Here is a 22,019-nt window from a genome sequence, read left to right as displayed (position 1 = left end):
TCATCAATCCTTGATGTAACTGGCCGGGAACAGGCCGCTGATGATGGCGCGGATGTTTTCCGAGATTGCCTGTTCGGCGACCGGATCGAGCATGTCGGCAAGCATCGGCAAACCGAGGTCGAAGCAGGAATCGAAGGCAATGGTGGCGTCGTTGCCATCGGCCTCTACGTGCCAGGAGCCGGAGAAGTGATCGATGTCACCGGCGGTCTGGCGGAAGGAGATCTGGCGGTTGCTCGGGTCGAAGGTGTCGCGTTCCTGCCACTTGAGGATGCCGTTGTGAAAGTTCACCTCCCAGTCAGTGAGCGTCACGTTTTCGCTGAGGTTCTTGACGTCGATCTTGCGTACCGACGTGCAGTACTGCGGATAGGCGCTGAAATTGCTGATGGCGGCGTAGACTTCATCGGCGCTTTGACGGGGGATGAAGGCATTCAGGCGGACTTCTTTCATGGGCGGGTACCGGTCGGGAGTGAGGAGGTGAGTGCCACGGCAAAGCCGTCCAGTAGCCATTCGACGTCGGTTTCGCTGTACAGCGCCGGTGGGGTCAGGCGGATGACCCGGTGATCGTTGAGCGAATGGCAGACGATGATGCGTTGGTCGAGCAGGGCCATGACCATGTTGGCGGCGATGGACGCATCGACGAACTCGAAGCCCAGCAGCAGGCCGGCGCAACGCAGTTGTACCTGTTTGGTCCAGCCGTTTTGCTCCAGTAGCTGTTCGAAGCGCCCGCGCAGCAACTCGCCCAGCGCACGGGCTTTCTGTACCAGGCCGTCACGCTGCATCACCTGCAAGGTGGCCTGCACCGCCGCCATGGCCAGCGGGTTGGCACCGAAGGTGGTGGTGTGCATCAGCGGGTTGCGGTTCAGCGGTTCCTGCATCCGCGCCGTGGCGACCATGGCGCTGACCGGCACGCAGCCACCGGACAGGCTTTTGCCGACCAGCATGATGTCGGCCACCACGCCTTCGCGCTCACAGGCCCACCAGTAGCCGGTTCGGCCCAGGCCCGACTGGATTTCGTCGAGGATCAGCACGGCGTCGTGATCGTCACAGAGTTCGCGCACCCGGCGCAGGTAGCCTGGCGGCGGGATCAGCACGCCAGCTTCGGCCTGGATCGGCTCGAGAATCACGCAGGCACGGCAATCGAGGCTGGCCAACTGCTGTTCCAGGGCCTGGGTGTCACCAAAGGGCAGGAAATGGGTGTTGCCCAGCAGGCCGGCGAACGGCTCGCGGTAGGTCGCGCGGCCGGTCACGGCCAGGGCCCCGAGGGTCTTGCCGTGGTAGCCGCCGATGGTTGAAAGGGTTGCCTGGCAGCCGTTCATGCAGGCCAGCTTCAGCGCCGCTTCGGTGGCTTCGGTGCCTGAGCTGCAGAAGTACACATATTGCAGCCCGGGCGGGCAGACCTCGGCCAGTGCCGCCGCAGCGGCGGCCTGATAGGGGTTGAGCAGCAGCTTGCTGGCCATGGCGTGGCTGTGCAGTTGCTCGCTGACCTTGGCCAGCACCTCGGGATGGCCGTGGCCAAGCAGGAACACGCCATAACCGCCGGCATCCAGGTAGCGATTGCCATCGATGTCGTAGATGTACACACCGGCACTGGAGGCTTCGATCTGCAGGTTCATCATTGACGCCAGGCGCGCATAGCCGGCATTCACATGATTGCGGTACTGCTGCTGGATCTTTGCCTTGAGGGCTTCGTTGGGGTTGGCCGTAATGCTGTTCATTCATGCCTCCATGGCAATGGCGGATCGTTGGGGACCCGGCGCCGGCACCTTGAGCATGCGCTGCATGGCCGAGAGCTTGGGCGAGAGCTGGCCGAGGGTGCGGGCCAGTTCCCGCTGCGGGTCGCGGGTATGCATGCGGTGCGCCGGCAGCAATTGCGCCAGGGAGCTGGGCAGCGGCGTACGCAGGCTGGCGTAGCGGCACATCTGCGTGGCCCGGCCCAGTGCGGCACGTACGTTCTCTTCCAGTGCCGGCAGGAATACCGGACGGATCAGCCGGTCGTAGATGTCCGGGTTCATGCAGCGCGGGCGGTCGAAGGGCTTTTGCTGGTTGGCCATCTCCGCGCACATCAGGTCCAGCAGGGTTGTGATGTCCAGGGCATCGGGGCCGTTGGTGAGGTAGTAGTCATCGCCAATCAGGCGCTGGTCCAGGGCGCTCTTGATTGCCGCGGCAGCGACGTCACGGGCGATCAGGTCGACATAGCCGCGTTCCGGGCAGGGGATGATTGGCAGGTAGCCGGACATCATCAGGCCCATGGTCAGGTGAAACCCCTGGAAGTTGGGCATATGCCCGTTCTCGGCATCGCCGATGATGATCGAGGGGCGGAAGATCGACACCGGGATGTCGGCGCTGCGCACCAGTTTTTCGGCCTGGCGCTTGGCGATTTCATAAGGCGTTTGCGGCACCACGCCAGGGTAGTAGTCGCAAGGGTGGGTGAAGGCTGTACTGATGTGGTACAGCGGCGTGCCCGCCTCCTGGACGAAGCTGACAATGTTTTCCGTGCCCTGGTAGTTCACTGAAAAGATCTGCTCGGCCTGGCCGTCGAGGCGGGTGATGGCGGCCGAATGGATCACCCAGTCGACCCTGGCCAGCAACGCCCGGTAATCGCTGTCGCTCAGGCCCAGGTAGGGCTGGCAGATATCCCCGCGCAGCACTTCGACGTTGCTCTGGCGAATCCGGCTTTTGCGCGCCAGGCAGATAATCCGGTAGTCATCACCCAGCTGGTCGATCAAGGTTTCGCCCAGTACACCGGCTCCGCCGGTCAGTAGAACGGTCATCCGTGAATGTTCAGACATGTGCTTACGCTCCTTGCAGACATGAAGTGAATGAAGAGGGTTGGCGCTGAAGGCGACCGGGCAGTCAAAGGGCGGGCACTGTGCCCGTCGCGAAGCGAATTTTTATTGTTTGGCCGCAGGCCCCATTAAACCGGGGCCGCAGCCGAGCCTTCCCGCCACTGATTGGAGATCCCGAGGAGGAGGGCGGGGCAAGGATGGCGGTTTGTCAGGAGAGGGTCTTGAACGATTCGCTTGTCTTGCGCAGTACCAGCGCGGCACGGCTGGGCGACATGCCGATCATGCGCCGCATCATGCGGGTCAGGTGGGCCTGGTCGGAGAATTCGCCGTCGGTGGCCGCCTCGGTGAGGCTGGCGCCGGCGGCCAGGGACTGGCAGGCGCGTTCCAACTTGCGCCAGATGATCCACTGCGACAGCGGCACGCCCATCTGGCTATGGGCGAAGAAGCGCAGGCGCGGGCTGGACAGCCCCACGGCGTTTGCCGCCCGCGATACGGCGCCGGTGCCGCCACAATATTCACGCAACAGCAGCAGGGCATTGGACAGGCGCGGGTCGAAACTGTCATCGGCCACCAGCACCGCATTGAGCGCTGCCATCACCTCTTCGAAGCTGTCGGCCTGGCGAAAACACTCGAGGATTTCGTCACTCGCCAGGACCGTGCCGCTGGCATCGAGCAGCGCATTGAGGGCGCGGCCCAGCGGCGCGTCCGGATAGACATAAAGGAAGGCGACGCGATCGGCATTGGGCCGCGAGCGGTGATTGACGAAGGGCCCGATGATCACCCCGGCACCGCACAGCGTCCGTTCCTTCAGTTCGACGGTGACATCGCTGTGAATACCGATGCACAACTGGATTGCCACGTGGGCATGAGCACTGGTCTGGTCGGTCTTGCCGACATAGCCGAACCAGTAGTCGCCAAAGGTAACCTTGCCATCCCACATCATCTGATTTCCTTTTCGATTGCGCGGGTCCTCTTGAATGAACGAGTAGCCTCATGCCGTAATCTACCCGGTCAGACGCCGATGATAACTGTGTGCCATGGGCTGGTCGATAAAGGTGGTTACAAATGTACTCTGGCAGATTTGTCATATGCTGCTACGCCTGATGAGGTGCAAGCGCAGGCCCGCTCACCCGGTAATATCCTGCTTAGGCTACAGCGGTGAACTTATCCGGCGTTTCTCGCTCTTATCCCGGTAGCCATTGGTCGTGGCCGCCTGATAAGCTCGCGGCTTTACTCGATTGCCCTATTGGCGCATGAACAAGGAAATAGCATGAAACAGCATCGGTTGGCGGCTGCGGTTGCCCTGGTTAGCCTGGTACTGGCGGGTTGCGATTCGCAGACCAGCGTCGAGCTGAAGACCCCGGCACAGAAAGCCTCCTACGGTATTGGCCTGAACATGGGCAAAAGCCTGGCTCAGGAAGGCATGGACGACCTTGATTCGAAAGCTGTCGCTCAAGGTATCGAAGATGCCATCGGCAAGAAAGAACAGAAGATCAAGGACGAAGAGCTGGTTGAAGCCTTCGCCGCCTTGCAAAAGCGCGCTGAAGAGCGCCTGGTCAAGATGAGCGAAGAGTCGGCTGCCGCCGGCAAGAAGTTCCTTGAAGAAAACGCCAAGAAGGCTGGCGTGGTCACCACCGCTTCGGGCTTGCAGTACGAAGTGATCAAGAAGGCCGACGGCGCCCAGCCCAAGCCGACTGACGTGGTTACCGTTCACTACGAAGGCAAGCTGATCGATGGCAAGGTGTTCGACAGCTCCGTCGAGCGCGGCAGCCCGATCGACCTGCCGGTCGGCGGCGTGATCCCGGGTTGGGTCGAAGGCCTGCAACTGATGCACGTGGGCGAGAAGTACAAGCTGTACATCCCGTCGGACCTGGCTTACGGTGCCCAGAGCCCGAGCCCGATGATCCCGGCCAACTCGGTACTGGTGTTCGAGCTGGAACTGCTGGGTATCAAGGACCAGGCCAAGGCTGAAGAGCCTGCCGATCCAGCTGCCGAGTAAGGCCAGCGGATCCCCGCAACGCCCCGTCTCGACGGGGCGTTGTCGTTTCTGGGGTTTACCGAACCCTGGGGGCCGTGCAGGGTCTTAAGCGCTGCACCTGTTGATGGATGAGCGCGCGGCGGGCAAAACGTTTGCGTGATTGAAACAGGTGTGTAAAAAACGCCCGATTTAACCCGGACCCTTGCCGGGCGGGCGCCTTGAGCCTGAAACTGAGCTCTGTTCACAAGGTTATCCACAATTATTGTGGATAACCTTCCTTGGCACTGGCCCTGGAGGCCGTATGAAAGCACCGTGGAACTTCGCCCGATTTCTGCCCCTGGCCGAGCGTCTGCTCAGCCGCGGACGTTTGCCGGCGCTGATTTTTGCCGTGGCGCGCAAAGGCCCACGGCTGGGAAAACTGCGCGAGGACGTGCGCCTGATGCAGGCCCTGTGCCTGGCCTGGTGGCGCGGCGAGTACCGGGCGATCAGCCCCAAGGCGCTGATCACCGTGGTGGCCGGGCTGCTGTACTTTGTCAGCCCGCTGGATGCAATCCCCGACTGGTTGTTGGGCGTCGGCCTGCTCGATGACATCGCCGTACTGGCCTGGGTGATGAAAGCGGTGGCCGATGAACTGGCCGCCTTCAGCGCCTGGCGCAACCGTCAGGCACCGGAAAAACTGCGGGTGGTCGAACGCCTGCCCGACACCCCCGAAGCCCTGCGCCTGGAGCAAGAAAAAAGCTGATCACATCACGACCCTGCACACCCTTATTGGCTGGTAATATAATTGGCATAAGGATTATGCCTACCGATTACATATCGTAATCCTACAAGGGGGTTGTAATGGGTATTCAGGTCATCAGCCGAGACGGTCAACCCGAGTACGCGGTTGTTCCCTGGGAGCAGTACCAGGCGCTGCTCAAAGCCGCCGGGCAAGGCGAGCCGGGTGCCGCCGAAAACACACCATCCAACATTACCGACAGCGCCAGCTTGCCGAGTTTCAGTGAGCTGGCGCGTTTGCGTGAGGGCAAGGGCCTGGCGCCGGAGCAGTTGGCACGCAGCGTTGGCATCAGCCCGGTGTACCTGGCGCTGATCGAAAGTGGTGAGCGCCAGCCGGATGCTGCGATTCGCCGCAGCCTGGCCTGGGAACTGGGTGTGGCCGGCTGGAGCGAGCCGTCGTGAGCGTTCGGATCAGCCGCCAGCACTGGGAAGGCCTGCTCGGCGAGCTGGACGTCGCCCGCCGCCAACGCCACCTGCTGACTTACCGTGCCTTGCTTGAGCGCCTGCAATTGCCCAGCCCGGCCATGCAGACCCTGACCGCTGCCCTGGAGCACCTGGCGGCGCTTGATGCCCGCGCCGAGCAGCCACTGCGTAGCTCGCTGGTGATCAGCCAGGGCGCCAGCCGCTTGCCGCGTACCGGGTTTTTCGAGTGCGTCGAGCGCCTGGGGCGTTTCTCCGGTCCCTCCGATGGCATGGCTGCGGCCTCCTGGCATGCTTCGGAAGTGGTGCGGGTGTTCGAGTACAGCTACCCCGAACACGAAGAAGCCTGAGCGGCGGGCGCGGTATCGATCAGGTGCAGGCTGTGCCCCGGCACATCCTTGGCCTGATGCTTGGCCTGTGAGGCCAGCTCGGCCAGTTGCCCGGCATCGAGGCCGGCACAGGCCTGTGGGTGCAACTGCACTACGCCGATCGACAGCGACAGCAAGGCGAATTCCTGGCGCCGGCCCTGACGGTCGGTGGCAATGAAGCACCCGGCTTGCAGGTGCTCAGCACGGTAGAAGCGCCGGCACTGTTTGTGAAAATCCTCCAGCAACAGCTGCAAACGCTGTTGCCAATCCTCTGAACCGAGCACCAGCATGAAATCGTCGCCTCCGATGTGGCCGACGAAGTCCCGGCTGGGGTCGACCCGTTCGTTCAGGCACTGAGCCAGGCACAGCAGCACTTCATCGCCGCGAGCGTAGCCGTAGATGTCGTTGAACGGCTTGAAGCTGTCGATATCGACGTAGCAGATCGCCGCAGCGCGCTGCTGTTGCAACAGGCGGGTCAGGCACTGCTGGATCGGCACATTGCCTGGCAGCAGGGTCAACGGGTTGGCGTAACGGGCCTGCTGGATCTTCTGCTCGGTGATCAGCTTGAGCACGTCGATCACCCGTCCCAGGCCCAGGTAACGGCCGTTGTGGGTGATGATGAAATCTTCTTCGATACGCTGGCGGGCGCGGCTGGTGAGCAGGCGGCTGACCTGCTGCAGCGACTGGCCAAGATCCACCGCGAGAAAATCGTCGCTCATCAAGCGGCTGATCGGCTTGCGCGCGAACAGCTCGGTGGCAAACGGCTTGAGCAGGGCATCGGAGAGCGAGTGGCGATGGACGATGCCACAGGGTTGCTGGTGCTGATCGAGTACCGCCAGCGAGTTGAGGTTGGCCTGGCTGCGAAACAGCTCGAGTACCTGCGGGGTTGGCGCGTCGCGGTTCACTGCGGGCTGTTCGATCAGCAGTGCGGCGAGGTTGCCGCTGTCTTCGTGGAGGCTCTGCAGCGCCTGCGTCGGTTGTCCGAGCATGTTCTGCACATCCCGCGCCGCCTGTTCCTGCGGACGGCCCAGCAGGTAGCCCTGGACCAGGTCGATGCCCATCTCGGTCAGTACCTTGAGCTCTTCGGCCAGCTCGATGCCTTCGGCGATCACCTGGGCGCGCGAGGCCCGGGCGATTTGCAGGATCGAGCCGACGAACTCGCGCTTGACCGCATCCAGGTGAATGCCGTCGATGAAATGGCGGTCGATCTTGACGTAGTCCGGGCGCAGCTCCGACCACAGGCGCAGGCTCGAGTAACCGGCGCCCAAGTCGTCGAGGGCGATTGAGAAGCCCATGTCGCGGTAATGGTGCAGGGCATTGAACAGCAGTTGGAAGTCGTCGGTGGGAGTTTGTTCGGTCAGTTCGATCACCACCCGGCTGGGCGGCACGCCAAGCTCGTGAAGCATCTTCAGGGTGCGTCCGGACTGGTACTGCGGCTCGAGCAAGGATTCGGGCGAGACGTTGAGGAACAGCTTGCCCTCGAGGTTCTGCTGGCTGAAGCGCCGGCAGGCGTTTTCCCGGCAGGCCACTTCCAGTTCGGTCAGGCGTCCGGCCTGGCGGGCCACGGCAAACAGGTTGATTGGCGAGTGCAACGGGCTGTTGGATGGGCCGCGGCTGAGGGCTTCGTAGCCAAGGATGCGCCGTTCGGAAAGGCAGACAATGGGTTGGAACAGGCTGTGCAAGCCGCTTTGAGCGAGGATGGTGCTCAACGCGCTGAGCTGTTCGTTGACGGTCATTGTCAGGGCTACCTTGAAAAAAAGGGACTGGGCACCTACGGCGCTCAGTCCCTTATTTCACGACAGTCTGATGACTATTTGATGACGCAATGACGCGCAGTCACATTATTTTGCCATCACCGCTTTCACGGGTTGTTTTTCGCCACCGCCGTATTCAGGCCCAGGTAGTCCAGCAGGATTCGTCCGGACTCCGCCAGGTAGGCGTCGTCTTCCGGCTTGGTATCGTCCGGTTCGACCGGCAGGGCGTCTTCGTCTTCCTTTTTCAGTTCCTTGAGCGGCTCTTCGCCCTTGGCCTTGCGGCGGGTGTTTTCCAACGCCAGCTGCTTGCTTTCGATATCGGCGTGCTGGGCACGGCGTTCGGCTTCGTTGAGGCTGACGGTTTTCTCGTTCATCAGCTTCTGGGTCAACGCCAGGCGGTCGCGGATGTAGACGAACTCCGGGTCCTTGGCCGTACGGGTGTCGTGACGGGCCTTGAGCTGGGCCAGGAACGGCTTGAACGGGTCGAGCGCAGGCTTGATCGCCGGGCGGATGGTGTCCCATGGCATGGCTTCGGGCAGGGCGCTTTCGCCGATTTCCTTGGTGTCGATGATCGACGGGTAATCGATGTCCGGCAGCACGCCCTGGTGCTGGGTGCTTTGCCCGGACACCCGGTAGAACTTGGCCAGGGTCAGCTTCAGCTCGCCATGGTTGAGCGGCTGGATGGTTTGCACGGTGCCTTTGCCGAAGGTCTGCCCGCCGAGGATCAGCGCGCGGTGATAGTCCTGCATGGCGCCGGCGAAAATCTCCGATGCCGAGGCTGACAGGCGGTTGACCACCAGTGCCAGCGGGCCTTTGTAGAAGGCGCCGTTGTTTTCGTCTTCGAGCACGTCGACGCGGCCGTCGCTGTTGCGCACCAGCACCGTCGGGCCCTTGTCGATGAACAGGCTGGTCAGTTCGGTGGCTTCCTGCAGCGAGCCGCCGCCGTTGTTGCGCAGGTCGATGACCACGCCGTCGACTTTTTCCTTCTGCAGTTCAGTCAGCAGTTTCTTCACATCGCGAGTGGTGCTCTTGTACTCGGGATCGCCAGCACGGAAGGCCTTGAAGTCCAGGTAGAAGGCCGGGATCTCGATGATGCCGAGCTTGTAGTCGCGCCCATCCTGCTTGAGCTTGAGCACCGATTTTTTCGCTGCCTGCTCTTCGAGTTTCACCGCTTCACGGGTGATCGGCACGATCTTGGTGGTCTGGTCGTTCGGCGCATTGCTGGCCGGGATGATCTCCAGGCGCACCACCGAGCCCTTCGGCCCGCGGATCAGCTTGACCACTTCATCCAGGCGCCAGCCGATCACATCGACCATTTCCTTGTTGCCCTGGGCCACGCCGATGATCTTGTCGGCCGGTGCCACCTGCTTGGTCTTGGCGGCAGGACCGGCCGGTACCAGGCGCACGATCTTGACCTGGTCGTTGTCGCTTTGCAGCACGGCACCGATACCTTCGAGCGACAGGCTCATGTTGATATCGAAGTTTTCCGCGTTGTCGGGCGACAGGTAATTGGTGTGCGGGTCGTAGGACTGGGCGAAGGTGTTGATGTAGGCCTGGAAGATGTCTTCGGCACGGGTCTGGTCCAGACGCGTGAGCTGGTTCTTGTAGCGCTTGGTCAGCAACTCCTGGATCGCCTTGGGTTCTTTGCCGGCGATTTTCAGGCGCAGCACTTCATCCTTGACGCGTTTGCGCCAGAGGTCGTCGAGCTCGGCCTGGTTCTTCATCCACGGCGCGTCCTTGCGGTCGATCAGCAGGGACTCCTTGGTGGTGAAGTCGAAGTTGTCGACGCCCTTGCTCAGCTCGGCCAGGGCGAAGTCCAGGCGCGATTTGACCCGATCCAGGTAGCGCTTGTAGATGGTGAAGCCGGGGTCGAGATTACCGCTCTTGAGGAAATCGTCGAACTGGGTCTTCCACTTGTCGAACTCGGCGATGTCGCTGGCGGTGAAGTAGCTGCGCGCAGGATCGAGGAGTTTGAGGTAGCTGTCGTAGATGATGACCGAGCGCGCATCGTTGAGCGGCGGCTTGCTGTAGTGGTGGCGCTTGAGCAGCTCGACCACGTTGAGGCTGGCGACCACTTCATCGCGGTCGGGCTGGAGCTTATCCCAGCTGTTGGCGGCCCATGCACTGCCCGCCAATGGCAGACTGCCCAGACCGATCAACAGGGCGAGGGTGGTGCTTGGCAGAAAATGCTTCATGCTGATTCGACGTAGGGACAATTGATCACGCATATTAGGCCGTCTTTGAATTCGCCGGTTCCATGAAAACCGGACGCATAATGCAAAAAGCCCGGGGCTACAGCACCCGGGCTCAGTCATGACTCAACTATGGAGGCACTGTGAAGGCATTGCAAGGCGTTGACGGACATGTGGAGTGGGTTGCGACGACAAGTCCAGCTTGCGATATCGGTCAAGTACGAATTCGCGTGGCCGCAGCCGGCCTCAATCGCGCCGACCTGCTCCAGCGTGCCGGGCTCTACCCGCCACCGCCGGGGGCCAGCGAGTTTCTCGGCCTGGAATGCTCGGGGGTGATCAGCGAAGTGGGCGCAGGCTCCTCCTGGCAGGTCGGCGACCGGGTCTGTGCCTTGCTCGCCGGTGGCGGCATGGCCGAGGAAGTGGTGGTCGACGGCCGTCACGTGCTGCCGGTCCCCGAAGGCCTGAGCCTGCAGGAAGCGGCGGCGATCCCCGAGGTGTACGCCACCGCCTGGCTCAATGTGTTTCAGCTGGCCGGGCTCACGCCGGGCGAGAAGGTCTTGCTGCATGCCGGTGCCAGTGGTGTCGGCTCGGCGGCGATCCAGTTGTGCAAGGCCTTTGGCAGCCCGTGCTGGGTCAGCGTCGGCTCGGCCGAGCGCCTGGCTTATTGCCAAGGGCTGGGTGCCAGCGGCGGCGTGGTGCGCAGTGAAGACCTCAACGCGCTGAACGATTTTGCCCCGTTCAACGTGATCCTCGACCCGGTCGGCGCCAACTATGCCGAGCTCAACCTCAAGCTGCTGGCACGGGACGGACGCTGGGTGATCATCGGCTTGATGGGCGGGCGCAAGGCCGAGCTGGACCTGGCGCAGTTGCTGGGCAAGCGCGTGCAGGTAATGGGTTCGACCCTGCGTACCCGGGACGATCAGTTCAAGGCTGACCTGCTCAGCGACCTCGGCCAGCAGGTGTGGCCGCTGTTCGGCGAAGGCCGGCTCAAGCCGCAACTGGCCAAGGCCTTCCCGATCCAGGATGCAGAAGCGGCGTTTGCCGAGCTTGCCAGCAACCAGGTGTCGGGCAAGCTGGTGCTGGTGATCGACGAGAGTCTGGTGTAGGCCGCCAATCGTTGGCAAGCCAGCTTCCACAGGTCAGGTGTATGCAGTACCTGTGGGAGCTGGCTTGCCAGCGATGCCTTTCATTTCCAGGTATGAATCGGCCACTTGTTATTCTCGGCATGCTCACGCAACACCGGGTCCGGATTGACCACATGCGGGTAATCCACCTTCAACAGCAACGGCAAGTCGTTGCGTGAATCCGAGTAGAAGCTCGCGCCCTCCAGGTTCTCTTCCTGCTCATCCAGCCATTCCAGCAAGCGGGTGATCTTGCCTTCGCGGTAGGTCAGCACGCCAGTGGTCTTGCCGGTATAAACGCCGCGCTCAACCTCCAGCTCAATGCCGAGAATCTCATCGATGCCCAGGCGTTCGGCAATCGGCTTGACCAGGTGGGTGCCGGAGGCGGAGATCACCAGAATCCGGTCGCCGGCCTTGCGGTGGGCGGCAATGGTTTTGCTGGCGTCACTGAAGATGATCGGTTCGATGAAATCTTCCACCCAGGGGTCGACCAGGTGCTCGACCTCTTCCGGGGGGCGGCCAATCAATGGCTCGAGGCTGAAGGCCATGTAGTCCTCCATGGCCAGGTGACCCTTGCCATAGGCGTCCATCAGTGCCTTGTCACGGCGCAAAAAGGATTCGCCATCGACCCAGCCAAGGCGGACCATCTGCTCGCTCCACAGCGACGCGCAGTCACCGTGGATCAGGGTTTCGTCCAGATCGAAAATCGCTAGTGCCATATTCAGAGCAACTCCTGTGCAACCCTCAGGCGACTTCGCAGAGGGCGGTGGGATCGATCGACAAGGCTACCCGCTGGCCATCCGGATGCAGGTCGGCGGACGAGCGGTTGAGCACATCGACCAGCAATTCTACCCCGCGCGCTTCGACACGGTAGCGGATCACGTTGCCAAGCAGGCTATGGCTGCGCACCCGCCCCTCCAGCTCGCCTTCCAGGCCCAGGGCGATGGCCTCCGGGCGGATCGCCAGGCGGCTGCTCACCGGGCGTTGCAGCAGGCGGCTGGCGCTGTCGGCGTCGAGCAGGTTGTAGTTGCCGATGAAGCCGGCGGCAAACACGTCCACCGGTGCGGTATAGAGGGTTTCGGCATCGCCGCTCTGGACGATGCGGCCCTGGTTCATGAGGAAGATGCGGTCGGACAGGGTCAACGCTTCTTCCTGGTCATGGGTGACGAAGATGGTGGTCAGGCCCAGCTCGCGCTGGATGGCGCGGATCTGCTCGCGCAGGTGTTTGCGAATGCGCGCGTCCAGCGCCGACAGCGGCTCGTCGAGCAGCAGCAGGCGCGGGCGGGTGACCAGCGAGCGGGCCAGGGCCACGCGCTGGCACTGGCCGCCGGACAGCTGGTGCGGGTAGCGGCGGGCAAAGTCCTGCAGCTCGACCAGGTGCAGCACTTCGCGGACCCGCGCCTGGCTGTCGTCGCTGTTGACCTTCTGCATGCGCAGGCCGAAGGCGACGTTCTGCTCGACGGTCATGTTGGGGAACAGCGCGTAGCTCTGGAACACCATGCCGATCCCGCGCTTTTGCGGGCTTAGCGGCACCAGGTCGTTGCCATCGAGCAAGATCCGCCCGCTGTCTACGGCGGTCAGCCCGGCGATGCAGCGCAGCAGGGTGGATTTGCCGCAACCGGAAGGGCCGAGCAGGGTGACGAATTCGCCGCGTTCGATCTGGCAGTTGATGTCGTTGAACACCGTGCTGCCGGCATAGCTTTTTTGCAGGTTCTGTACGCTGACAAAGCTCATATCAGGACTTGTCCTTGTTCAGGCGGTTGGCTGCCCAGGTCAGCACCAGCACGAAGAGGAAATAGGAAATCACCAGGGCACTGTTGAAGTGGCCGCTGCTGTTGCGCATGTTGTTGAGGTACACCTGCAGGGTCTCGTAGCGGGTGCCGACCAGCAGGTTGGCGAACACGAACTCGCCGAACAGGAACGAGAACGACAGCAGCAAGGCCACCATCAGGCCCTTGCGCAGGTTCGGCAGCACCACCAGGAAGGCGGCCTGGAAGGTGCTGGCGCCGAGCAACTGGGCAGCGTCCATCAGGTCGCGCAGGTTGATCGCCTGCAGGTTGTTGGTAATCGCCCGGTACATGAACGGCAGGGCCACGGTGAAGTAGCAGCCGATCAGGATCCACGGCGTGCCGACCATGGCCATCGGCCCCGAGCCGTAGAGCTGCAGCAGGCCCACCGACGACACCACCGGCGGCACCGCGAAGGGCAGCAGGATGAGGATGTTCATCAGCGCATCGAGCCGCGGGAAGTGGTAATGCACCACGAACAACAGCGGCAGTATCAGCAGTACCGACAGCAGCAGCGCGCCGACACAGACCAGCAGCGACTGGCCGAAGGCTGCGAGAAAACGCGGGTCGCTCCACAGCGCCAGGTACCACTTGAAGGTCAGGCCGCTGGGCAACAGGCTTGCCGACCAGCTGGTGGCCAGCGAGTAGAGCAGGGTGCCGGCCAGTGGCAGCAGGAGGATGATGAACAGCAGGTAGACCACCAGGCGGTGGTACAGCGACGAGGTGCCCGGTTCAGCGCGCGACATGGTAGCTCCGCTTCAACAGCCATTGATGGACGAAGGTCACCAGGGTCATCAGCCCGACCAGGATGACCGCCAGGGCGCTGGCCAGGTTCGGGTCCAGCGAGATGTCGCCGGCTACCAGCGCGGCGATGCGGATTGGCAGCACGTTGAAGTTGCCGGTGGTCAGCGCATAGACCGTGGCGTAGGCGCCCAGGGCGTTGGCCAGGAGGATCACGAAGGTGCCCAGCAGGGCTGGTGTGAGCACCGGCAGACCGATGTGCCGCCAGTATTGCCAGGCGCCGGCACCGAGCAGCTCGGCCGATTCACGCCAGTCCTCGCGTAGGGCGTCGAAAGCCGGGTAGAGCAGCAGCACGCCAAGGGGGATCTGGAAGTAGGTGTAGAGGATGATCAACCCGCTCTTGGAATAGAGGTTGAAGTCTTCGATGATCCCGGCCTGCTTGAGCAGCATGGTCAGCGCGCCGTTGAAGCCGAGCAGGATGATGAAGGCGAACGCCAGCGGCACGCCGGCGAAGTTGCTGGTCATGTTGGCAAAGGCGTTGACGAAGTCGCGCAGGCGCGAATCGACCCGGCGCAACGAGTAGCTGCCGAGGATGGCGATGAGGATGCCGAACAGGCTCGACCAGAAGCTGATCTGCAGGCTGTGCTGGATCGCCTGGCGGTAGAACTTCGAGTTGAACACCTTGCTGAAATTGTCCAGGCCCCAGCTTGATTCCACCTGCACGCTGTGGAGCATTACCCAGGCTAGCGGGGCGATCTGGAAGATGATGAAAAACACCGCGAAAGGCGCCAGGCAGAGCAGTGCCAGCCATTTGCCGCGCTTGATCGAATTCACTTGAGCAGCTCCCGGCACACCGGTTTGTCGTGGGGCACGCCGAGCAGTTCGCAGAGGGTGCCGCACAGCTCGGTCTGCAGCGGCTTGGCGACCGGGTCGAGGCTGAACGCCTCGCCGAAGACGAACAGCGGTACTTCGCGTTCCTCGGCCAGCAGGCCGTTGTGCGAGCGGTCGTTGTTCATGCCGTGGTCGGCGGTGACCAGCACTTGATAGCCCTCTTCGAGCCAGGTGCGCAGGTAGTCGGCCAGAAGGATGTCGGCGCTGCGTGCGCTGTTGCGGTACTGGCTGCTGTCCAGGCCGTGGCGATGCCCGGCGTCGTCGATGTTCATCGGGTGCACCAGAAGAAAGTTCGGTGCATGACGGCGGCGCAGGTATTCGGCGTCGGCGAACAGGTGCGAATCGGGGTAGTGGTCGGCGTAGTAGAACAGCCCGTGCTGGATCGGCAGCTTGGGCGCGTGGGTGTGGCGGTCGCGCAGCGGGTCGAAGGGCGAGCGGTTGTACAGCTCGCTCATCCAGTGATAGGCCGCCGCTGCCGTGCCCAGGCCGGCTTCGCGGGCGTAGTGGAACACGCTGCGCTGGTTGGACAGGCGGTTGACGTTGTTATGGACGATGCCGCTGTCGATGGGCGCGACACCGGTGAGGATGCATTCGTACAACGGGCGCGACAACGACGGTAGCTCGCACTCGACCCGGTACAGCGCTGCGCGGTCAGCTTCGACATAGGCATGCAGATGGCCCATGGCGTGGTGTGCGACCTGATGGTTGAGGCCATCGAGCAGGACCAGGATGACGTTGTGGTTCATAGGGACTCCGAAATTGTGGCTGACCTCATCGCTGGCAAGCCAGCTCCCACAGGCACTGCATACACCGGACCTTGTGGGAGCTGGCTTGCCAGCGATCGGGGCGGCAGGGGCTGCCTGACGCCCCCAAAGGGTTCACTCCATCTCGATGATCACTTGCTCCTGCCACAGCTGTGGCAGCTTCTTGGAGGTCGCTTCCCACGCCGGCGCATCCTTGATCGGCTGCACCGCCTTGTACTGCTCGTTGGGCAGCAGCTTGGCCTGTACCTCCGCCGGCAGTTTCAGGTGCTCGGCACGGATCGGCCGGGCGTGGCCTTCAGCCAGGTTGATCTGCCCGGCATCGCTGAAGATGTACTCGCGGGTCAGCTTGGCGGCGTTGGGGTTTTTCGCGTACTTGTTGATGATCGTGGTGTAGCCGGAGATCACCGAGCCGTCAGACGGGATCAGCACCTCGAAGCGTTTCGGGTCGATCTGCTGGCGGTAGCTCAGGCCGTTGAAGTCCCAGACCACACCGACTTCGATCTCGCCCTTCTCCAGGGTCTGGATGGTCGGGTTGGCCAGCGACAGGCGCTTTTGCTGGGCCAGCTTGGTGAACAGCTGCAGGCCCGGTTCGATGTTCTTCTCGTCGCCCTTGTAGGCAATGGCGGCGGCCAGTACGCCGTTGGCGGCTTGGGCGGCGGTACCGACGTCACCGATGGCGACTTTGTACTTGCCTTTTTCCAGGTCATGCCAAGTTTTCGGCATGTCTTGTTCCTTCACCAACTGCTTGTTGATGATGAAGGCGATGGTGCCGGTGTAGGCCAGGGCCCAGTGGCCGTCTTTATCCTTGGCCCAATCCGGGATCTGCGCCCAGGTGCTTGGCTTGTACGGCTGGGTCACGCCCTTGGTCACGGCGATCGGGCCGAAGGCGGCGCCGACGTCACCGATGTCGGCACTGGCGTTGTCTTTTTCAGCCTCGAACTTGGCCACTTCCTGGGCCGAGCTCATGTCGGTGTCGATGTGCTTGAGGCCGTATTTTTTCGCCAGGTCGTCCCAGGTGCCTTTCCAGTTGGCCCAGGCATCGGGCATGCCTACGCTATTGACCACGCCTTCCTTGCGGGCAGCGTCCTCGAGGGCCTTGAGGTCGGTGTCGGCGGCCATGGCCGTGGTGCACAGAGCAATGCTCGAGCCTAACAGTGACGCCAGAAAAAACTGTTTCATCCGAAGCTCCTTGATGGGGTGCCTTGCAAAACGCGAATGGTGTTGTTGGACGTTGTTGCGGTTCGGTTGGTCTAGGTCAGCAATACCTGAGCCAAGGTAGGCCTGTTGCATGACAATTTGATGTCCAGGCGTGCTGCCGGCCAGGGCTTGGGGCCCTGAAAATCAAGCGTAGACCACCCTGGCTGTCATCTGGCATTCATCTGCAGTGCCTAGGCTTGCACTATTCTCATAGCCCTGAAGGCGCCAAAAGTGGGCGCTGCCGGTGCTGGACTAGTCCAGATAGGTAACCTTTGATGCAGCCACTGCCACCGCGAGCAGTAACAGCCATCTGTCATGCCCTGCAGGAGCAGATCGAGCATGGCCTCCTGTCGCCCGGCTGCAAGCTGCCGGCCGAACGCAAGCTCAGCGAGGTGTTCGACACCACGCGCATCACCCTGCGGGAAGCGCTGGTGCAACTGGAGGCGCGCGGCTTGATTTACCGCGAGGAGCGGCGCGGCTGGTTTGTCGCGCCCGAGCGGCTGACCTACGACCTGATCGAGCGCAGCCATTTTCACGCCATGGTCCGCGACCAGGGCCGCGAAGCGCGCACCGAGCTGTTGTCGGCGCGCCTGCAACCGGCGGCGGCAGCGGTGTGCGCACGGTTGCAACTGGCGCCGCTGTCGAGTGTGATTCAGATCTGCCGGTTACGCCGGATAGATGGCCGTGCGGTGTTGTATGCCGAGCACTACCTGAACCCCGACTACTTCCCGGGGATTCTTGAACACGACCTGAGCCAGTCGCTGACCGAGCTTTATGCGCGTCGCTATGGCATCGAATACGGCCGGGTGCGTTTCGAGATTTTGCCCACCGCCTTGCCGGTGGCGGCGGCCACCGCGCTCAAGGTCTCGGCCGGCAGCCCCGGCCTGCACATCACCCGGGTCAACAGCGACCAGCACGGGCGGCTGATCGACTGTGACCTTGAGTACTGGCGCCATGACGCGATCCGCATCAAGGCCGAAGCCGGTTAGGCCTTGGTGGGGGTTTCGCTGAACGGGGTGCTGGCGTCGGCGGTGATCACCTGCACGCTCAAGCGCGGGGTGGCCAGGTCCAGGCCAGCTTCGTCGAGCTGACGCTTGAGCGCCAGGTTGAAGGCCCGCGACACTTCCCACTGCTTGATCGGCGCGGTCTTGAAGCGGGCACGCAGGATTGCCGAACCCGACTCGAAGCTCTCCACGCCTTGCAGCTCCAGCGGCGACCAGATGTTGCGGCGCATCAGCGGATCGTTGCGCATCTTCTGCCCGACATCGCGGATCAGGGTAATGGCCTGGTCGATGTTCATGCTGTGCGGGATGGCCACGCGGAAGATCGCGTAGCCGAACTCGCGGGAGTAGTTCTTGATGCTTTTGATTTCGCTGAACGGGATGGTGTGGACGATACCGTCGATGTCGCGCAGGCGCACGGTGCGGATGGTCAGACCTTCGACCGTGCCCAGGTGGCCGCCGACATCGACATAGTCGTCGATGGCCAGGGAGTCTTCGATGATGATGAACAGCCCGGTGATCAGGTCGGCAACCAGCGATTGCGCACCAAAACCGATGGCCAGGCCGATGACACCGGCACCGGCCAGCAACGGGGTGACGTTCATGCCCATGTTGGCCAGGGCGACGATCACCGCAATGATGAAAATCGCCACGAACAGCACGTTGCGGATCAGCGGCATCATGGTTTGTGCGCGGGCGTTGGCCAGGCCCTTGCGCGAGCGGGTCAGGGCGTGGTGCACGGCGGTGTCGGAGAGAATCCAGACCAGCCAGGCGGCGATCAAGGTGCCGGCCAGGCCGAACAGGCGCACCGCCACTTCATGGCCTTCGCCTTCGGCAAAGCCGATCAGCGAGAAGCCCCAGACGCGCAGGCCAAGTTCGATGAACACCAGCCAGATGCTCAGGTGCACCAGGGTGTAGCCGAAGCTTTTCAGGCGCTCCGAGTACACCGCCTGGCGGCGGTTGGCCCGTTGCGGCTTGAGTGCGTGGCGGCGGACCAGGCCGTTGATGACCATGCACAGGATCACCAGCACCGTGCACATCAGCGACTGGCGCAGGGCGGTGCTGGTGTCGCCAGCGGAAATAAAGGTGGCGAACAGCGAAATCGCCACCAGCACCAGCGCTGGCAGGTACCAGAAAGTGCCGAGGATTTCGATGGTGTCGCTTAGCGCCCGGCGGGTCAGGCGCCGTGACAGCGGCTGGTTGCGGATCAGGTGGGCAATGGGCCGGCGAAAGCGCAGGATGAACAGCCCGGTGGACAACCCGGCGAGGATGTTGGCCAGGGTCGCCAGGGTGTGCGACAGGTGATCGCCCAGGGCACCGGCCATGCGCGGGTCGTTCATCGCCTCGCCGAAGGCGGCGAAGCTGCCAATCAGCCACAGCGGGCGGAAGGCCTGGTGGCGGAGGATGTGCAAGGCGCGGTGACGGTGCGGGCCGTCGAGCAGGGAGAAGGCGATGACGCAGATCGCCGAGAAGCAGGTGCCCACCACCAGCGCATAGGCCAGGACCATGGCCATCGACTTGCCCAGCGACGAGGGCAGGGCGAAGCTCAGGTACACGGTGATCACCAGCGCCACCAGCCAGGGCCCGAGCTTGCGCAGGGCAAAGCGCACCAGGTCCCAGGTGCGTGGATGTTGCGGCAGTTCTTCGGTGAGGCCAAAGCGCAGGCGCAGCTGGTGGCCGACCCAGTTCAGGGCGTAGGCCAGCAGGCTCCACAGGGCAATGATCGCGGCAAAGCCGAAGAGGATCGGCGGCCATTCGTGCCAGGGCACCAGGCGGGCGTCGAGCTCGATCTGCGCCAGCTCCAGTTCGCGGGTCCAGCGGTTGAACGGGCTGGCCTCGCCACTGAACTGTTTTTCCAGCTCGTTGAAGGTGCTGCCGATCAGGCCCAGCACGCCTTGCTCGGCACTGGGTTGCGCTTGCTTGGTACTGTCGCGCAGTTTTTTCAGGTCGGCCAGCAGCTTGCTGCGTTGCTGGTCGTTCTCCAGGGTCTTGATCACTTCGTCCAGCGACTGGCCCAGGGGCTCCGTGGCTTCGGGCTGGGCCTTGCTGCCGCCGCCGAGCAGGCCCGGCAGGCCGGCGGCGTGCGCTGGCGCTATGAAGAGCAAGGGTAGGAGCAGGAGAACAACGCGGAAAAAGGCAGGCACCGGACAATCAACCTCAAAACGATCAATCGCCCGAGTGTAGTGTATTTGTCAGTTGAGTTTCTCGAGGATCTTCCAGCACATGATGCCGATCATGCCCAGGGTACCGATCCACATCATCAGCACGCCGATATTGCGGTCGCGCAGGTTGAAGCCCACGGTCAGCAGGATCAGGCCGGCGATGACTGGAAGGAACAGGGATTGGAAGGCTGACATGCGGCAAGGTCCTTGTGCTTGAGAGTTATGGCTCAAGCATAGCGGGAATCGCCGGGGTGGGGGTTGATCGGGGTCAGGCTGGTGGGCCTCATCGCTGGCAAGCCCGCTCCCACCGGTTCGGCATGTGGGAGCTGGCTTGCCAGCGATGCAGGCGCCGCGCAGTTACGGCAGGTCGCGGCTGTGATAGAACGCCGTCAGCACCTTGACCAGATGCGCCAGGTCATGGCTGCCGCACAGTTCGCGGATCGAGTGCATGGCGAAGGTCGGCAGGCCGATGTCAACGGTGCGCACGCCCAGATGGCTGGCGGTGATCGGGCCGATGGTCGAGCCGCAACCCATGTCGCTGCGCACCACGAAGCTCTGCACCGGTACTTCCTCGGCCATGCACAGGTGGCGGAAGAAGCCGGCGGTTTCGCTGTTGGTGGCGTAACGCTGGTTGTTGTTGACCTTGATCACCGGGCCGGCATTGAGCTTGGGTCCGTGGTTGCCGTCGTGCTTCTCGGCGTAGTTGGGGTGCACGCCGTGGGCGTTATCGGCCGAGACCAGCAGCGAACGCTGGATCGTGCGGACAAAATCGTCACCGTCGGGCAGCAGGCGGCGCAGGGTCTGTTCGAGCATCGGGCCGTCGGCGCCACAGGCCGAGCAAGAGCCCACCTCTTCGTGGTCGTTACATACCAGCACGCAGGTTTCATCGCTGTCGGCAGTGAGCAGCGCCTGCAGGCCTGCATAGCAGGACAGCAGGTTGTCCAGGCGGGCACCGGCGATGAACTCGCCGTGCAGACCGACCAGGGCGGCGCTCTGGGTGTCGTAGAAACTCAGTTCGTAGTCCAGCACCACATCGGCGTTCAGGCCGTGCTCGCGGGCCAGTTGGTCGGTGAGCAGGGCGCGAAAATCCACGCGCTCGTCACCGGCGACCTGGGCCAGGATCGGCGGCAGTTCGGTCTGCGGGTTGATTGCCCAGCCTTCGTTGGCGGTACGGTTGAGGTGGATCGCCAGGTTCGGGATCACCGCGATCGGCAGCTTGAAGTCGACCAGCTGGCTTTCGACCTTGCCATCACGGCGGAAGGTCACCCGCCCGGCCAGCGACAGGTCGCGGTCGAACCACGGCGCGAGCAGGGCGCCGCCATAGACTTCTACGCCCAGTTGCCAGAAGCCCTGGCGTTGCAGCTCGGGCTGCGGCTTGACCCGCAGGCACGGGCTGTCGGTGTGGGCGCCGACCAGGCGGATACCGTCGAGCAGCGGCGAGTGACGGCCGAGCTTGAAGGCGATGATCGAGGAATCGTTGCGGGTAACGTAGTAGCGACCGCCGGCCACGGTGGCCCAGCTGTCGCGCTCGTCCAGGCGCTGGTAACCGGCGGCATCGAGGCGCTGGGCCAGGGCGGCGGTGGCATGGAACGGCGTAGGGGAAGCCTTGAGGAAGTCGATCAGGCCTTGATTCAGTGCATCGCGCATAGGTCACTCCAGACAGCAGTGGCGGCATTTTAGCGGGTGAGCTGCAAGCTGCAAGCTGCAAGAGGCGGCGCAACTCGATGCAGAGTGACTGCTTGAAGCTTGAAGCTTGAAGCTTGAAGCTTGCCGCTGGCGCCGTCAGAACGGCGCCGGACACTCGAAGCGCAGCCGCTCCCCGGAAACCGGATGGGTAAAGCTCAGCATGCTCGCGTGCAGGCACAACCGCTCGTGGGCCGCCAGCGCCTCGGGGCAGGCATACAGGCGATCGCCCAGCAGCGGGTGACCGATCGACAGCATGTGCACGCGCAACTGGTGCGAGCGCCCGGTGATCGGCGTCAGCTCGACCCGGCAATGATCGCCACAGCGCTCGACGATACGCCAGAACGTCAGGGCATGCTTGCCTTGCTCGTGGTCGACCACGTGGCGCGGCTTGGTC

Annotated in this window: 22 protein-coding genes; 6 read left to right on the top strand and 16 right to left on the bottom strand. The window is 63.0% G+C overall.

The window, feature by feature from the left end; all coding sequences use genetic code 11:
* Positions 1-3: 3 nt before the first annotated feature.
* The 4 genes from UW3_RS0118225 to UW3_RS0118210 form a co-directional block, all read right to left on the bottom strand.
* The gene (locus UW3_RS0118225; RefSeq protein ID WP_010224222.1) at positions 4-447 is read right to left on the bottom strand and encodes a type II toxin-antitoxin system RatA family toxin; all 444 of its coding nucleotides are present in this window, start codon (positions 445-447) and stop codon (positions 4-6) included.
* Entirely contained in the window at positions 444-1,715 is a 1,272-nt protein-coding gene (locus UW3_RS0118220) for an aspartate aminotransferase family protein (protein WP_010224221.1), read from the bottom strand. Before UW3_RS0118220 ends, UW3_RS0118225 begins: the two co-directional genes overlap by 4 nt.
* Entirely contained in the window at positions 1,716-2,789 is a 1,074-nt protein-coding gene (locus UW3_RS0118215) for an SDR family oxidoreductase (protein ID WP_010224220.1), read from the bottom strand.
* Positions 2,790-2,994: 205 nt separating this feature from the next.
* Entirely contained in the window at positions 2,995-3,729 is a 735-nt protein-coding gene (locus tag UW3_RS0118210; protein WP_223253819.1) for a helix-turn-helix domain-containing protein, read from the bottom strand.
* A gap of 327 nt (positions 3,730-4,056) precedes the next feature.
* On the opposite strand from UW3_RS0118210, the gene UW3_RS0118205 reads away from it, so the two are divergent.
* The 4 genes from UW3_RS0118205 (at position 4,057) to UW3_RS0118190 (ending at position 6,311) form a co-directional block, all read left to right on the top strand.
* Positions 4,057-4,785, top strand: coding sequence for a BamJ family beta-barrel-assembly machinery protein (locus UW3_RS0118205; protein WP_010224217.1), 729 nt, complete (start codon positions 4,057-4,059; stop codon positions 4,783-4,785).
* Between the two features lie 280 nt (positions 4,786-5,065).
* The gene (locus UW3_RS0118200; protein ID WP_010224215.1) at positions 5,066-5,506 is read left to right on the top strand and encodes a YkvA family protein; all 441 of its coding nucleotides are present in this window, start codon (positions 5,066-5,068) and stop codon (positions 5,504-5,506) included.
* A gap of 98 nt (positions 5,507-5,604) precedes the next feature.
* On the top strand, positions 5,605-5,943 hold the full coding sequence (locus UW3_RS0118195) for a helix-turn-helix domain-containing protein (protein WP_010224213.1): 339 nt from the start codon (positions 5,605-5,607) through the stop codon (positions 5,941-5,943).
* Positions 5,940-6,311: a hypothetical protein gene (locus tag UW3_RS0118190; protein WP_010224211.1), complete on the top strand. Its 372-nt coding sequence runs from the start codon at positions 5,940-5,942 to the stop codon at positions 6,309-6,311. The genes UW3_RS0118195 and UW3_RS0118190 overlap by 4 nt, the downstream gene beginning before the upstream one ends.
* On the opposite strand, the gene UW3_RS0118185 is transcribed toward UW3_RS0118190, so the two are convergent.
* Both UW3_RS0118185 and UW3_RS0118180 read right to left on the bottom strand, forming a co-directional pair.
* Positions 6,287-8,065, bottom strand: a complete 1,779-nt coding sequence (locus UW3_RS0118185; RefSeq protein ID WP_010224209.1) for a bifunctional diguanylate cyclase/phosphodiesterase — start codon at positions 8,063-8,065, stop codon at positions 6,287-6,289. The two genes, UW3_RS0118190 and UW3_RS0118185, sit on opposite strands and share 25 nt — an antisense overlap.
* A gap of 125 nt (positions 8,066-8,190) precedes the next feature.
* Positions 8,191-10,278, bottom strand: coding sequence for a carboxy terminal-processing peptidase (locus UW3_RS0118180; RefSeq protein WP_010224208.1), 2,088 nt, complete (start codon positions 10,276-10,278; stop codon positions 8,191-8,193).
* A gap of 140 nt (positions 10,279-10,418) precedes the next feature.
* Here UW3_RS0118180 and UW3_RS0118175 point away from each other — a divergent pair, with 140 nt between their 5' ends.
* Positions 10,419-11,381 (top strand): NAD(P)H-quinone oxidoreductase, encoded by a 963-nt coding sequence (locus tag UW3_RS0118175; protein ID WP_010224207.1) that lies wholly within the window; start codon positions 10,419-10,421, stop codon positions 11,379-11,381.
* Positions 11,382-11,461: 80 nt separating this feature from the next.
* Here the strand turns inward: UW3_RS0118175 and UW3_RS0118170 are convergent, their stop codons facing one another.
* The 6 genes from UW3_RS0118170 to UW3_RS0118145 form a co-directional block, all read right to left on the bottom strand.
* Entirely contained in the window at positions 11,462-12,115 is a 654-nt protein-coding gene (locus tag UW3_RS0118170) for an HAD family hydrolase (RefSeq protein WP_010224206.1), read from the bottom strand.
* A 25-nt stretch (positions 12,116-12,140) separates the two neighbouring features.
* Positions 12,141-13,130 carry an ABC transporter ATP-binding protein gene (locus UW3_RS0118165; RefSeq protein WP_010224205.1) on the bottom strand — a complete coding sequence of 330 codons (990 nt, stop codon included), beginning with the start codon at positions 13,128-13,130 and terminating at the stop codon, positions 12,141-12,143.
* Between the two features lies 1 nt (position 13,131).
* The gene (locus UW3_RS0118160; protein ID WP_010224204.1) at positions 13,132-13,929 is read right to left on the bottom strand and encodes an ABC transporter permease; all 798 of its coding nucleotides are present in this window, start codon (positions 13,927-13,929) and stop codon (positions 13,132-13,134) included.
* Positions 13,916-14,749 (bottom strand): ABC transporter permease, encoded by an 834-nt coding sequence (locus tag UW3_RS0118155; protein ID WP_162471133.1) that lies wholly within the window; start codon positions 14,747-14,749, stop codon positions 13,916-13,918. Before UW3_RS0118155 ends, UW3_RS0118160 begins: the two co-directional genes overlap by 14 nt.
* 5 nt (positions 14,750-14,754) lie before the next feature.
* Positions 14,755-15,561, bottom strand: coding sequence for an alkaline phosphatase family protein (locus tag UW3_RS0118150; RefSeq protein WP_010224202.1), 807 nt, complete (start codon positions 15,559-15,561; stop codon positions 14,755-14,757).
* A 132-nt stretch (positions 15,562-15,693) separates the two neighbouring features.
* Positions 15,694-16,758 (bottom strand): ABC transporter substrate-binding protein, encoded by a 1,065-nt coding sequence (locus UW3_RS0118145; RefSeq protein ID WP_010224201.1) that lies wholly within the window; start codon positions 16,756-16,758, stop codon positions 15,694-15,696.
* Between the two features lie 293 nt (positions 16,759-17,051).
* Between UW3_RS0118145 and phnR the strand changes: the two genes are divergently transcribed.
* Positions 17,052-17,765, top strand: coding sequence for a phosphonate utilization transcriptional regulator PhnR (gene phnR / locus UW3_RS0118140; RefSeq protein WP_010224200.1), 714 nt, complete (start codon positions 17,052-17,054; stop codon positions 17,763-17,765).
* On the opposite strand, the gene UW3_RS27255 is transcribed toward phnR, so the two are convergent.
* The 4 genes from UW3_RS27255 to UW3_RS29755 all read right to left on the bottom strand — a co-directional run.
* On the bottom strand, positions 17,762-19,921 hold the full coding sequence (locus UW3_RS27255; RefSeq protein ID WP_010224198.1) for a mechanosensitive ion channel family protein: 2,160 nt from the start codon (positions 19,919-19,921) through the stop codon (positions 17,762-17,764). The two genes, phnR and UW3_RS27255, sit on opposite strands and share 4 nt — an antisense overlap.
* Positions 19,922-19,969: 48 nt before the next feature.
* A complete protein-coding gene (locus UW3_RS29015) occupies positions 19,970-20,134 on the bottom strand; it encodes a hypothetical protein (protein WP_010224196.1) in 165 nt (54 codons plus the stop codon).
* A 162-nt stretch (positions 20,135-20,296) separates the two neighbouring features.
* Positions 20,297-21,586, bottom strand: coding sequence for a M18 family aminopeptidase (locus UW3_RS0118125; protein WP_010224194.1), 1,290 nt, complete (start codon positions 21,584-21,586; stop codon positions 20,297-20,299).
* Between the two features lie 135 nt (positions 21,587-21,721).
* The coding region (locus UW3_RS29755; protein WP_010224191.1) for a pseudouridine synthase at positions 21,722-22,019 on the bottom strand (298 nt) is incomplete at its 5' end.

Source organism: Pseudomonas donghuensis, assembly GCF_000259195.1.
In the GTDB taxonomy this organism is placed as follows: Bacteria; Pseudomonadota; Gammaproteobacteria; order Pseudomonadales; family Pseudomonadaceae; genus Aquipseudomonas; species Aquipseudomonas donghuensis.
This window is presented reverse-complemented; position numbering and strand designations above follow the sequence as displayed.

Excerpts from the sequence above, each read along its gene's own strand:
- UW3_RS0118160 (WP_010224204.1), bottom strand. The coding sequence starts at position 13,929 with ATGTCGCGCGCTGAACCGGGCACCTCGTCGCTGTACCACCGCCTGGTG.
- phnR (WP_010224200.1), top strand. The coding sequence starts at position 17,052 with ATGCAGCCACTGCCACCGCGAGCAGTAACAGCCATCTGTCATGCCCTG.
- UW3_RS0118185 (WP_010224209.1), bottom strand. The coding sequence starts at position 8,065 with ATGACCGTCAACGAACAGCTCAGCGCGTTGAGCACCATCCTCGCTCAA.
- UW3_RS0118225 (WP_010224222.1), bottom strand. The coding sequence starts at position 447 with ATGAAAGAAGTCCGCCTGAATGCCTTCATCCCCCGTCAAAGCGCCGAT.
- UW3_RS0118205 (WP_010224217.1), top strand. The coding sequence starts at position 4,057 with ATGAAACAGCATCGGTTGGCGGCTGCGGTTGCCCTGGTTAGCCTGGTA.
- UW3_RS0118200 (WP_010224215.1), top strand. The coding sequence starts at position 5,066 with ATGAAAGCACCGTGGAACTTCGCCCGATTTCTGCCCCTGGCCGAGCGT.
- UW3_RS0118165 (WP_010224205.1), bottom strand. The coding sequence starts at position 13,130 with ATGAGCTTTGTCAGCGTACAGAACCTGCAAAAAAGCTATGCCGGCAGC.
- UW3_RS0118125 (WP_010224194.1), bottom strand. The coding sequence starts at position 21,586 with ATGCGCGATGCACTGAATCAAGGCCTGATCGACTTCCTCAAGGCTTCC.
- UW3_RS0118150 (WP_010224202.1), bottom strand. The coding sequence starts at position 15,561 with ATGAACCACAACGTCATCCTGGTCCTGCTCGATGGCCTCAACCATCAG.
- UW3_RS0118170 (WP_010224206.1), bottom strand. The coding sequence starts at position 12,115 with ATGGCACTAGCGATTTTCGATCTGGACGAAACCCTGATCCACGGTGAC.
- UW3_RS0118145 (WP_010224201.1), bottom strand. The coding sequence starts at position 16,758 with ATGAAACAGTTTTTTCTGGCGTCACTGTTAGGCTCGAGCATTGCTCTG.
- UW3_RS0118220 (WP_010224221.1), bottom strand. The coding sequence starts at position 1,715 with ATGAACAGCATTACGGCCAACCCCAACGAAGCCCTCAAGGCAAAGATC.
- UW3_RS0118180 (WP_010224208.1), bottom strand. The coding sequence starts at position 10,278 with ATGAAGCATTTTCTGCCAAGCACCACCCTCGCCCTGTTGATCGGTCTG.
- UW3_RS0118195 (WP_010224213.1), top strand. The coding sequence starts at position 5,605 with ATGGGTATTCAGGTCATCAGCCGAGACGGTCAACCCGAGTACGCGGTT.
- UW3_RS0118215 (WP_010224220.1), bottom strand. The coding sequence starts at position 2,789 with ATGTCTGAACATTCACGGATGACCGTTCTACTGACCGGCGGAGCCGGT.
- UW3_RS0118210 (WP_223253819.1), bottom strand. The coding sequence starts at position 3,729 with ATGATGTGGGATGGCAAGGTTACCTTTGGCGACTACTGGTTCGGCTAT.
- UW3_RS29015 (WP_010224196.1), bottom strand. The coding sequence starts at position 20,134 with ATGTCAGCCTTCCAATCCCTGTTCCTTCCAGTCATCGCCGGCCTGATC.